General features: G+C 36.3%; 13 protein-coding genes. 9 read left to right on the top strand and 4 right to left on the bottom strand.

The window, feature by feature from the left end; translation table 11 throughout:
• The first annotated feature begins 51 nt into the window (after window positions 1–51).
• The 5 genes from G525_RS0102375 (at window position 52) to G525_RS0102355 (ending at window position 5,109) form a co-directional block, all read left to right on the top strand.
• Complete coding sequence (locus tag G525_RS0102375; protein ID WP_245577714.1) at window positions 52–1,389, top strand: amidohydrolase family protein; 1,338 nt, start codon at window positions 52–54, stop codon at window positions 1,387–1,389.
• A 152-nt stretch (window positions 1,390–1,541) separates the two neighbouring features.
• Complete coding sequence (locus G525_RS20040; protein WP_051209700.1) at window positions 1,542–1,958, top strand: hypothetical protein; 417 nt, start codon at window positions 1,542–1,544, stop codon at window positions 1,956–1,958.
• Window positions 1,959–2,017: 59 nt separating this feature from the next.
• Entirely contained in the window at window positions 2,018–2,371 is a 354-nt protein-coding gene (locus G525_RS0102365) for a bleomycin resistance protein (RefSeq protein ID WP_027124721.1), read from the top strand.
• 280 nt (window positions 2,372–2,651) lie between these two features.
• Window positions 2,652–3,362 carry a hypothetical protein gene (locus tag G525_RS0102360; protein ID WP_027124720.1) on the top strand — a complete coding sequence of 237 codons (711 nt, stop codon included), beginning with the start codon at window positions 2,652–2,654 and terminating at the stop codon, window positions 3,360–3,362.
• A gap of 574 nt (window positions 3,363–3,936) precedes the next feature.
• Complete coding sequence (locus G525_RS0102355; protein ID WP_027124719.1) at window positions 3,937–5,109, top strand: LETM1-related biofilm-associated protein; 1,173 nt, start codon at window positions 3,937–3,939, stop codon at window positions 5,107–5,109.
• Here G525_RS0102355 and G525_RS0102350 read toward each other — a convergent pair whose 3' ends face one another.
• From G525_RS0102350 to G525_RS0102335, 4 genes are all read right to left on the bottom strand, one after another.
• Window positions 5,110–5,865, bottom strand: coding sequence for a LytR/AlgR family response regulator transcription factor (locus tag G525_RS0102350; RefSeq protein ID WP_027124718.1), 756 nt, complete (start codon window positions 5,863–5,865; stop codon window positions 5,110–5,112).
• 173 nt (window positions 5,866–6,038) lie between these two features.
• Window positions 6,039–6,353: a 2TM domain-containing protein gene (locus G525_RS0102345; RefSeq protein ID WP_027124717.1), complete on the bottom strand. Its 315-nt coding sequence runs from the start codon at window positions 6,351–6,353 to the stop codon at window positions 6,039–6,041.
• Entirely contained in the window at window positions 6,353–7,687 is a 1,335-nt protein-coding gene (locus G525_RS0102340) for a 2TM domain-containing protein (protein WP_027124716.1), read from the bottom strand. Before G525_RS0102340 ends, G525_RS0102345 begins: the two co-directional genes overlap by 1 nt.
• 18 nt (window positions 7,688–7,705) lie before the next feature.
• The gene (locus G525_RS0102335) at window positions 7,706–8,329 is read right to left on the bottom strand and encodes a tetratricopeptide repeat protein (RefSeq protein WP_027124715.1); all 624 of its coding nucleotides are present in this window, start codon (window positions 8,327–8,329) and stop codon (window positions 7,706–7,708) included.
• Between the two features lie 597 nt (window positions 8,330–8,926).
• On the opposite strand from G525_RS0102335, the gene G525_RS0102330 reads away from it, so the two are divergent.
• The 4 genes from G525_RS0102330 (at window position 8,927) to G525_RS0102315 (ending at window position 12,618) form a co-directional block, all read left to right on the top strand.
• Window positions 8,927–9,631, top strand: coding sequence for an alpha/beta hydrolase-fold protein (locus G525_RS0102330; protein ID WP_027124714.1), 705 nt, complete (start codon window positions 8,927–8,929; stop codon window positions 9,629–9,631).
• A gap of 32 nt (window positions 9,632–9,663) precedes the next feature.
• Window positions 9,664–10,626: an ATP-grasp domain-containing protein gene (locus tag G525_RS0102325; RefSeq protein WP_027124713.1), complete on the top strand. Its 963-nt coding sequence runs from the start codon at window positions 9,664–9,666 to the stop codon at window positions 10,624–10,626.
• Window positions 10,627–10,694: 68 nt separating this feature from the next.
• Window positions 10,695–11,789, top strand: a complete 1,095-nt coding sequence (locus G525_RS0102320; protein WP_027124712.1) for a carboxylate-amine ligase — start codon at window positions 10,695–10,697, stop codon at window positions 11,787–11,789.
• Between the two features lie 10 nt (window positions 11,790–11,799).
• On the top strand, window positions 11,800–12,618 hold the full coding sequence (locus tag G525_RS0102315) for a type 1 glutamine amidotransferase (RefSeq protein ID WP_027124711.1): 819 nt from the start codon (window positions 11,800–11,802) through the stop codon (window positions 12,616–12,618).
• Window positions 12,619–12,620: the final 2 nt, after the last annotated feature.

Genomic DNA, 12,620 nt, shown 5'->3' with positions numbered 1-12,620 from the left:
TGTACTTTAAGGACTTCTAAAGCGACAGTTGTATGCTAACACATGGACGGAATGACTCCTAAACAAACCATTCATAAATATGAAAGCAACATGTATAGAGTTTTCTTGATCTTAATATACATCATTTATTTGCCAACATTCTTGGTCGCACAACAAAAGGAAACCTATATTAAAGCCGGTCTTTTCTATGATAGTCAACAAAACGTACTTTTAAAGAATAAAATTATCTATGTAAAAGGAACACGGATTGTTTCTATAGGGGACTTTAATTCTCTCCCTAATGATAAATATGTCATTGATTTATCAGAGTATACCGTACTCCCAGGTCTCATTGATGCTCATACCCATGTTCTTTTTTCACAGGATGCTGATGCTGATTTCTCTGAACACAGCATTCAATCGCTTACCATGGAAACCGATGCTTTACGAGTGCTTAGAGGTGCCAAAAGAGCCAAATCCTATTTAGATGTTGGGATTACGAGTATCAAAGATCTTGGCAATTCGGGGCTTTTTCTTGACGTAGCACTTCGAGATGCCATTAATGAAGGCACTATTGAAGGTCCGCGCATTTTTGCCTCAGGACCAATTATTGCTGCCACTGGCGGACAAATTTACGGAGTAGCTCCAAAGCATCAGAGTATTATCGATCTCGAATACCGGATCATAAAAAGTGTAGAAGATGCTAAAATAGCCGTCAGAGAGCACATAAACCAAAACGTAGATCTCATAAAAATAGCTGCAGATAATCTCCCAAACAATACCCGTCTGAGTATAGACGAAATAGAGTCCATTGTTAAAACAGCACATAGCTACGGTTTGACGGTAACTGCCCATACGGTCTCTAACCAATCTGCTTGGGATGCTATTAAAGCCGGTGTTAATGGTATTGAACATGGTTTCAATATTGCAGATTCCACGTTAGCCTTGATGGCTAAAAATAAGATTTTTCTTGTACCTACTGAAAATAGTAGAGCCTACATGAACATCTATGCAAACCTTGCGGGTCTTGAAAAAGATAATTTGGGTTGGATTGATAAATATATTGATACTTTAAAAAATAGATTAGCAAACGTAATCAGCAAAGGCATTCCTATTGTAGCTGGTTCAGATAATTATACAAATATTGGCGTATCTGCAGGAAAATCATCTCAAGATATGTTCCGCGCTTATTTTGAAGCCGGCATGAAACCCTTAGACATATTGCAAGCTGCAACATACACCTCAGCGTTACATTTAAATAAGGAAAACGAAATTGGTGTTTTAAAACCTGAAGCCTATGCAGATATCATTGCAATAAAAGGCGATCTCAATACTGATTTTGTTAAAAGTGTAGAAAGCATTGTTTTTGTCATGAAAGATGGCGAAGTATATTACCAACAATCCAATTAAAGAGTTCCCTTGATGGTAGCATAACGAAAAGTGGATCTAAAGACGGCACCTCTACTTAAATCATAAGTATATCATCTTCTTTAAATCATGTTTTAAAAAATCCAATTAAAAGCATTATTTTTATATCTAAAGCTCACCTTAAATCAGAAGATATGAAAATCAAGTATCCAAAAAAAAGACTTCGATTTCAGCTAATTCAGGCATGTATATGGCTTTCGTTTGGTGTTTTGGGCTTTGTTTTTGATACATCTCTTGTTTTTACAATTGGATATTTAATCTTAGGGCTACTTCATATGGTTCACTATGTATTTGAAAAATCAAAACAATATTTAACTATCGATAACGGAATCCTCACGAGAAACAAACTGACGCCCAAAAGCATCAACCTAAATAAACTCATACAAATCAAAAAAATTGCGGGTGATTATCTACTAAGAACCCATCATGACGAGCTAAGAATCAATACGGCCTTTATTGAAAAAAGTTCCCTCATCGAGTTGGATAAGATGTTGGATCAAATCAATCTGATAGATGAAATCCCGTTAGATATGCAATCAAGTCCGCCATAATCATTGCCCTATCCAAAACAATTTTTGATATCTAAATGAAAACTTAAATACGTTGACACATGCTTACTGCCGTTCATCCAAAGCTTCCAATGCGAAATAAAAGTGCCACTAGAGCATTCTACGATCGCTTAGGGTTTACAGAATTTGGAAACGTAGATTTTGACAATTATTTAATGCTTCAAAGAGATGACATTCAAATTCATTTTTTTCAATTCAAAGATCTTGATCCACAAGAAAATTACGGACAAATTTATATCAGGACTGATGCTATTGAAATGTTATATCAATCATTTATAGATAAAATGTTGAGCATCCATCCAAATGGAAGCATAGAAACAAAACCTTGGGGTCAAAAGGAATTTTCAATGTTAGATCCTGACCATAATTTATTAACTTTCGGACAGGCTGTTTAAACCAAATCATATGCAGACAAAAAGGATTATTGGCACAATCTTATTAATTTCTGGCTTTATACTTTATCTAGTTTCAGAAAAGTCCATTGCTTTTCTGATCTCAAGTCTTTTGGTTGCCGCTAGCATTGCGCTACTTGTAACGAAAAATAGAACACCAACAAAAAAACCGAAGAACAGCGGTCACTAAAATAAAACGTGTTATGCAAATCATGCAATCTTTTGAAAATCGTCATCAACAATCATAATTCATATAAGCTAAATCACACTAAATTTTAACGTCATGACAAATTTAAAGTTAGCGCTCCTTTGTATTTTTACATCTTTTGGCATTCAGGCGCAAGGTATTATTGGAGCTTGGGAAAACGATACGACTTCTGAAAGTGGCGACCAGTTAAAAACCGTAATAACTTTTGTAGATGGGTATTTAGCATCAACAACCTTTAATGCAAGCACTGGCAAATTTATCGCAACTCACGGCGGGAGTTGGACATTAGAAGGTGAAGTCATGACAGAAAAAGTAGAATTTGACACTACTAATTCTGATCGGGTTGGTACCGAAATATCTTATAAACTGGCCATTTCTGATAATGAAATTGACATTTTAGATACACATTTGAAATTCGATAGAATAGATGCTGGTGGCCCTGGAAAATTGCAAGGCGCCTGGTTAATGTCGGGTAGAATAATAGATGGCCAAGCGCAAGTACGCAATAAGGATAGTCCTAGAAAAACGATGAAAATTCTATCAGGGAGTCGATTTCAATGGATAGCTTATAATACGGAAACAAAACAATTTATGGGTACTGGCGGCGTAACCTACACCACCATAAATGGTGACTATACTGAGCGCATCGAATTCTTTTCAAAAGATGATTCTCGGGTAGGACTTGACTTAAAATTCAAATATGAGTTGGTTGATGGACAATGGCACCATAAAGGACTATCTAGTAAAGGTGATCCTATCAATGAAGTTTGGCGGTTGAGAGATTAGGTACACTAATCCTCATATCATAGTGTTTTACAGAACGAACACCATCTCTTCCCCAACTCGATTCACTATTCAATTTAAAAGATTGCGCGTAGTCTGGTATCTTTGCACCATTATCAATTGAATGTGTCATTATAACTAGTGAATCTTTATTAAAACAGAAAAGCACCTAACCATATTGCTACAGTTAAGCACTTTCCACTAACAAAAAAACTCTAAAACTACCACAACTCACATGGATTCTTTACAAGAATAACCTTGATTCTTCCTGTTAGCGTTAATTCCCTCAAATTAACAGTACTAAAACCTCCTTTTTCAAATATAATAGTCTAGATGAACACAATAAACGCTCTGATCATGCATACGAAAAAAGCAGTAGTTCAGTTTTTATAAAGTTCAAAAATGAAAATTATTTATTTTTATGCTGTTGAATTTTAGGTGTTCCCAGCGCCACTTCTCGATCAAAAACGTCAACCAAGCCAAAAGAAAAGAAATTTATTTAATGAAATAGAATGATTAAAACGTGACAGTCCACATCTTAAATTAATTACCTTTGCACTCTAATTGAGTGACGACTATGAATCCTTCTGCTTCTGGCTGGATAAAGAAATTATTAAAGGAAGTATCTACGGATGACACCTTTTTGAACAAACCTCTTGACACTTTTTATCAAGAATTAAAACGTTGTGGATTTATTTATGGGAGCAATGTTGGGATTGTGAACAACGCCTTACCTAAAAATGACCTTACCGATGAAGAATTGTGCAAGGCGAACCTAATCCTGGCCTTCTTCTATTTTTATAGTAAAAACCCTTCTGAAGAAAAATTTATTGATAGCGTCATCAGTTTTTACAGTGCTATTACGGTAAGCAAAACGTCTATTTTTGATTCTATTTTAGGCAAAAAGAAATCTGCTGCCCTTTTGGAAGACCTGATTGATAAACGCATCCATATTGATGATAATATTTTTACGAAAAACTTCAATTACTTCATTATAAATGCGCTGCTTTTTGTAGATGTCATTGCTTATAAAAAATTTTTAGAGACCAATAGCGTTTCTGACCACTATTTACAGGCTATAGAAAACGCCATTGAAACCATTGTGATTGAAGTGTTTGAATCCAAACATCAAAAAAGCAAATACGACGATAGTTTAACCAAACTTTTTAAAGTATCCAGACGTTATCATAATAATGAACCCATGGATTATGGTGATGCAATCAGTGCCCTTCAAACTAATTTAGAAAAACAATACACAATTGACCTTGCCTGTATGGCGTCATGGACAGATAAGTTAATAGATCAATCTGAGAACAAATTCTTGATCCAATTTTGCAATCATCTCAATCTAGATCCAAGCATTTTGGAGCACTCTATTTTGGATATTGACGGCTTTTATTCTCAAAACGATAACCGCATCGCCACTTTAGGTTCTCGGAATTTTGTTCAGAGCTTTTATGATAACTCTAGTAAAATGGTTATCAAACTCATAAGCAGAAATAGCAAGCGTTTGGTAAAGGAACTTAGGGAAAGTAAGGAATTAATGGTGCTTTTGACAAAATCCACCCAAAGAGACCTGACAGATGAAGAACATAAAAAAATTCAGGAACAACTGATGGATATTTTTAAATCCATACCAAGTTTGGCAATTTTCATGTTACCAGGTGGTGCCATTTTACTGCCGTTATTTATCAAATTTATTCCAAAGTTGTTGCCTTCAGCATTTGATGATAATAGAATTGACGATTAGCTACTCCAACCAATCCTTAAAATCCTTCACACGTTCTCTGGCTACAATAACATCCTGTTCATTATAAGTGTTCAATTTAATTTGCAGTCGGGAATTGGTATAGCTGATCATATCCTTAATCGCGTTGATGTTCACATAGAATTTTCTGCTCACCCGAAAAAACAGTTTGGGCTCTAAGTCTGAATCCAACTGTTCCAAACTAATATCTAAAAGATAATTTCTCCCGTCTTTAGTATAGGCATAGGTACCCTTATTTTCGCTATAGAAACACTCAATATCTTCAATAGCAATTAATTTAAGATGTTGCCCTAGCTTGACCGAGAACCGCTTTTTATAAGTGAGGTCCAAGGGGTTGACCAATAGTTTTCGGATGTCGTCAAAATCAATCACTACAGGTTTCTGAGTTGGCAAACGCATTTTATACTTAGCAATTGCCTTTGCAAGATCTTCTTCGTCTATAGGCTTTAACAAATAATCAATACTATTAAGCTTGAACGCTTGTAAGGCATAGGCGTCATAGGCGGTTGTAAAGATAACGGCGGAATTGATTTCTAGAGCTTCAAAAATTTCAAAGGACAAACCATCACTTAGTTGAATATCTAAAAATATCAAATCAGGATGTTTATTTTCTATAAACCAAGCAATGGATTCTTCAACAGAGTGCAGCATGGTATGCGCCTCAATCATTAAATTACCCAACATGCGCTGCAAACGGCGTGCAGATGGTTTTTCGTCTTCTATGATGATTACATTCATTTGTATTAGGAATTAGGTGTTTGGTATTAGCGAATAGTAAATCGATTTGAGGTTTGAGGAATTATAATCTTGGTGGTAGAATGTTGTCATCCTAAAAACACACAACCTCTTGATTCTTGAATCCTGATTCCTGATACTTGATACTAAATACTGAAATCCTGATTCTTAAACCATTATTCCCATTTGCTCTTCCGATCTTTCTCCATAATTTCTTTGATCTTTTTTTCTTCCCAGTTTCTGCCTAAAACGATATAAGGCATAAATACGGAAAGACCGTGCGCTAAAAGTCCAATGCCCCAAAAAAAGAGCGTTGTAAAATTTTGCCATTTAAAATAGCTTTCTCCTGCGTCCAGTTGCTGAATATTGACAACTACGATCATCAAGTTTATTACCACATATACCAATAAATGACTATAAAATCCGCTCATTCTCTTGACGCGCTTCTTGGCGCGTTCATAACGTTCCTTTTCAAAATAATTAGGTTCCATCAGTTCCATGTTTTAGTGTTCTGCTCTTTTTCCAAAATTTCTTTTATTTTTCGCTCTTCCCATTCTTTTCCGTACCCAAACACCCCAAAGGCATGAAAAATGACACCCATCCCCCAGCCCAACATAGGAAACCAGAACCATTGATAGCTCCAAGAGGTTTTATAATTAATGAATATTAAAAAAGGAATGACCACGCAGTAGGATACTAAGTTCCCAAAGAAGCCTTTAATATCTTCCACTCTCTTTTTTGCCCGATGATAGGCGTCTTGTTCGTTATATAAATATTTTGTATCCATGATAGCTGTTTGTTTGGTCAAGATTGGTATTTTCACTTTAAAGAAAGTGCTTGATTCGTCTATCAAAACATTTCTTTTGGTTAGAATATCATATCTGTTGACTATGTTTTGTAGCCCTACTCCTTTTCGTGTTTGAAGGACTTCTTTTTTCTGCAAATTATTCTGTACCACTAAATAGTTGTCTTCTACCGTGATTTTAATGTGTAAAGGTTTTGCTTCACTCACGGTATTATGTTTTATGGTATTTTCTAATAGTAATTGTAAGGATAACGGTACCACTTTGGCATCGGTATGGTTAAAATTTTCAGGAATTTCGAAATTAATACTGTTTTCAAAGCGCATCTTTAAAAGATCCATATAGGTTTTGGCAAATTCGAGCTCTTCCGCCACTGTAACCAGCTCCTTATCTTTCTGTTCTAAAACATATCTGTAAATTTTTGATAAGGATACTGTAAAGCGCTGTGCATTATCGGGGTTTTCCTCAATGAGTGACGTCAACACATTTAAGCTATTGAACAAAAAATGAGGATCTATCTGATTTTTGAGGCTTTCAAATTGCGCACTGGCCGTGTTCGCAATAACTTTTTGTTCCTTAATCTTATTCTGTTGGTACCGATTATAGAAATAAACAAAATGAAATATAATAACAATGGTCAGGGTAATCCAAAGTCCAAATCGATACTGGCTCCAACGTTGCGTGCTTATAAAATCAATTAGAGAGACCCCTCGATAAATGACATATTGAAATCCGTTTAATACCATCAAGCCAATCATGGTTATGACCACCGAACCCACAATCCCAATAACAATACGTTTGATTCCCTCTTCTTTTTTCCAATTTAATTTTTCGAGATACGCGAAGTAATAATAATTAGAATATCCCAGCAGAAAACTATACAATTGATAAAAACTGAAATCCACTAAAAAATCATTCAAACTCTCATATCGAAATCCGCCATAGATTATATTTCCTGCCACAAAAACTAAGCATCCTATAAAAAAAGTAATCAGAACGTTATGTATTGGTTTCCTTATCATGGGCTCTTTATGATTGTGTTAATTGTTACAGGATCTTAATACCGATTCGGCGTGCTCTCGTCCCCAATTAGGATAAAAAGGTTTTTCAGGTTTAAAGTTAGCAAAAAGTTCAATGGCTTTTTCTACATCCTTACAAAACGGCGCGGTATCCTGTCCAAAATATCGGGCACTTCCCATGTTCCACTCTGCTCTACCAAGCACGACCATCGGATTATTGGGAGCCAATGCATAGGCTCTATTGTACAATTCCGATATTTTTGCTGAATATTTCATGCCATAGGTCATCCCGTCAAAAGCGACCCAATTGGTCAAGATTTGCGCTTGCATAACTAAGATATCTGCATTGTCCCTTACCACGCCCATGGCTTCATTAAGAGCGTTTTGAGCCTTTTCCAATTGAGCTTTTACGATATCAGCATCCTTCTCTTCCCAAGTTTTTAGACTGTTTAATTGCGCAATATAATAATTTGGCAACCATTGATCAGGTTCTGCAGCAGCGATCCGTTCAAAAAGTTGTTCCGCTTCCGTCCATTGGTTATTCTTCCAAAAGTCAAATGCTTTTTGCATGCCTTTGTCATAATTGCTTTGTGCCGACACCATCCCGGTCACAAATAATACGGTAATAATAATTAACTGTTTCATGTCATTAAGTATTGGTTTATAAAGTCAAATATCGATGTACCTTATAAACCCATGAAATAGGATTGACTGAATTGTTATATCATAAGGATGAGTTGTAAAGTGCTGACAAAAACATCTCTTCAATAACACTTTTCATGATTAAAATCTTGATGCTATTTTAACCTTCACCAAAACATCTATTAAAATTGTGCAATTTATTTTAGATGCGTTGTGAACGCTTTCCTAAAATCAACCCTATAAAATAATTTGGCAAAAACCTAACAATTGAAGCGAGACTAATTAAAACACAATGTTTTAACGCTATTTGAGATTAAGAAGCGACCTCGGCAGGTTAATTTAAAGGCAATAACGAATTACAAATACAGATTAAAACATCATTTTACTTAAAAAAGACGCTAAAAAATTAAAATTCCCTCATATTCTTTATGTTTTCCATAAAAATTTAAGAATGCCACTACATACTATGGGATTTAAAATTAAAAAAAGTATATTGTTGTATTCATTCTAAAAAAGAATCGAATGGATTAAACTTTCACACATTTAGAAGAAATCGATTCCATTTTAAATCACAATCTTAACTAATTTAAAAATAACCCTTTGAAAGAACAACATCACAAATGGTACTCTCCTACGCTCAGCAAGGACATAGAAATGCTCGTTTTTGGCCACTCAGGATATCCCGTTATACTTTTCCCAACTACAATGGGTAAACACAATGAATGTAGAGACATGAAACTTGTGGATTCTGTACGCTGGTTTGTAGAGCAAGGTAAAGTTCAAATTTACTGTCCAGACGGCATTAATGAATTGAGTTGGTACAATAAAAAAATCCATCCCTCACAACGCGCCAAAAATCATAGTTGGTATGATCAGTTTATTTTAAATGAATTGGTCAATCCTATCTGTACTGACAAGAAGCTGAATAAGGTGGCTGTTGCAGGTCCTAGCTTTGGCGGTTATCAAGCATCAAACTTTGCGTTTAAACATCCAGAAAAAGTAAGTCATATGTTTAGTATGAGTGGTGCATTTGATATCAAATCATTTGTAGACGGTCATTATGATGACAATGTGTTCTTCAACAACCCTATAGATTTTCTTCCTGGCAGTAACCATCCCGATTTATGGAAAATGAAAATTATCCTAGGCGTTGGTGAATGGGACATTTGTTTGGAAGCCAATGATAAGATGGCACAAATACTTCGGGACAAAAACATTCCTTTTTGGTATGATGTCCGAAGATGGGCAAAACATGACTGGCCATTATGGCGTCAAATGTTTCCTGAATACCTCTCAAAATTATAATTAATCAAAATTTACAACCAAAACTGATATACATGAAGAAAATAGGCATCCTATTCGGAAAAGAAAACACATTCCCTCAAGCATTCATTGATCGTGTCAATGAAAAAAAAGTAAAGGGTATTGTCGCAGAAGCTGTTTCCATAGACATGGTAGAACAAGCTAAACCAACAGATTACGCGGTTATTATTGATAGAATTTCTCAAGACGTTCCCTTTTATCGCGCCTATCTTAAAAATGCAGCCATTTCAGGAACTGCCGTTATCAATAACCCTTTTTGGTGGAGTGCTGATGAGAAGTTCTTTAACAATGCTTTGGCAGAAAAAGTAGGTGTCCCGGTACCAAAAACATTTATTTTACCTACCTCTCATCGTCCACCAGATACGAGCGAGGAGTCGTTCCGTAATATGAAATTCCCTTTTGCTTGGGAACATATGTTTGATACCATTGGATTTCCTGCCTATATGAAACCTCATGATGGTGGTGGTTGGAAAAGCGTCTATCGTGTAGAAAATCCACAAGATCTTTGGAAAAAACATGGTGAGACAGAGAATTTGGTGATGATGCTCCAAGAAGAAATCAACTTTACGGAATATTTTAGATGTTACGTTTTAGATACGGACAACGTTCATATTATGCAATATGAGCCAAGAAATCCGCACCATTTACGATACGTGATTGATGGCCCACCCGTCAAAAAAGAAATACTGGACCTGGTCAAAAAATATTGTATCCGTTTGAATAAAGCATTAGGCTATGACTTTAATACGGTGGAGTTTGCTATCCGCGACGGCATTCCTTATGCTATTGATTTCTGCAACCCAGCACCAGATGCAGACATCAATTCCGTAGGTCAAGAAAATTTCGATTGGATTGTTGAAAATGCTGCCAATATGGCCATTAATAAAGCCAAACAATACAAGAAAGATAAAATGAACCTTACCTGGGGGACATTTGTCAAAGATCAGATTACTGGCAAGAAGACTGCTTTTAAATAAAGATTCACGGACCTTTCAGAAGCGATTCTTCGAGACTGGAAGGTCTTCACATAAACCACCCCGATTATATGAAATTCACATTAGGCATTGAAGAGGAATATCAGGTCATCTGTCCAACAACGCGGGAACTCATCTCGCATGACCAACAAATTGTTACAGTAGCCGAAAAAATATTAAATGATCAAGTCAAGGCAGAAATGCACCAGGCGGTAGTGGAAGTTGGGACCAATATCTGTCAGGACATTACGGAGGCCAGAAAGGATCTCACCCATTTGCGGAAATCAATTTCGGAAATTGCAGGATCTTTAGGGTTTAGGATTGGTGCTGCAGGCACCCATCCTTTTACGAAATGGGAAACACAACTCATTACCCCAAATCCAAGGTACGCCGAAATCGTTGATGAACTTCAAGATACAGCGCGTTCAAACTTGATTTTTGGACTCCATGTTCATGTGGGCATAGAAGACAAACAATTGGCTTTGCACTTAACTAACGCCATGCGCTACTTTTTACCGCATTTATATGCTTTATCAACCAATTCTCCGTTTTGGGAAGGAAGAAATACGGGATTTAAATCCTTTCGTTCAAAGATCTTCGATAAATTTCCAAGAACAGGTATTCCTGGGATTTTCCAAACCGTGGCTGAATATGAACATTATATCGATGTGTTGATCAAAACAAAATGCATTGACAATCCAAAAAAAATATGGTGGGATATTCGCATCCATCCCTTCTTTCCAACTTTAGAAGTACGTATTTGTGATGTACCCATGACCGTAGAAGAAACCTTAAGTATTGCGGCACTAATCCAAGCATTGGTTGCAAAACTTTACAAACTGAGAACGCAAAACCTCAACTTCATGCTCTATCATCGGGCCTTGATAAATGAGAACAAATGGCGCGCCAGCAGATACGGACTTGATGGCAGTATGATCGACTTTGGCAAGGAATGTGAAGTGCAAACCAAGGAATTAATGTTAGAATTGCTTGATTTTGTAGATGATGTTGTGGATGAACTCGGTTCCCGTAAGGAAATAGAACATGTAAAAACCATGATGCTAAATGGCACTGGGGCTGACAGACAGCTTGCCATTTTTGAAGAAACCAAGGATTTAACTAAGGTGGTTGACTATATTATGGACCAGACCATTTTAGGTACTTAGAAAAAATTACATGCTTAAAGACAAATTTAAAGTAGCCATTCTTGATATGAACAACAACCAAGCTAACCAAGGCTTACGTTGTATAGCGGATATTGTGAGAGGGTTTGATGATGAAGTAGATTACACCATATTTAATGTTAGAGGTGCACTTGAAATACCTGACAACTCCTTTGATATTTATATTTCAAGTGGCGGACCTGACAGTCCACTTGAAGATGGTCCGTGGCGGATTCCATATCTCAATTTAGTTCAAGAACTGTGGGATTTCAACAAAACCTCGCAGCACCAAAAGAAATATATGTTCTTTATCTGCTATTCGTTTCAAGTAGTGTGCGACTATTTTAAATTGGGAGAAATGAAACCAAGACGAAGAACTTCTTTTGGAGTTTTACCGATCCATAAAACTAAAAAAGGTTTAAAAGACCCCCTTTTAGAAGGCCTTGATGACCCATTTTATGCTGTGGATTCACGGGATTGGCAATTGGTTCAACCTCGTTTAAATGTATTCAAAGAACAAGGCGCTTCCATTTTAAGTCTCGAAAAAATACGAAGTCATGTCAGTTATGAACGCGCCATAATGGCGGTTCGTTTTTCAAAAGAGTTTGTAGGCACCCAATTTCATCCCGAAGCCGATCCTGTGGGCATGAGGGCGCACTTTTTGGGAGAGGCCAATAAGCTCAAGGTCATTGCGAATTTTGGCGAGGAGAAATACGATGATATGATGGACAAAATGGATGATCCCGATAAAATCATCAGAACCCATAAAATCATTTTACCCAAGTTTATTGAACGCGCCATGAAACAACTATCATCTCAATTAATCTCATAATA

It is taken from the genome of Gelidibacter mesophilus DSM 14095, assembly GCF_000423005.1.
GTDB classification, from domain to species: domain Bacteria; phylum Bacteroidota; class Bacteroidia; order Flavobacteriales; family Flavobacteriaceae; genus Gelidibacter; species Gelidibacter mesophilus.
This window is presented reverse-complemented; position numbering and strand designations above follow the sequence as displayed.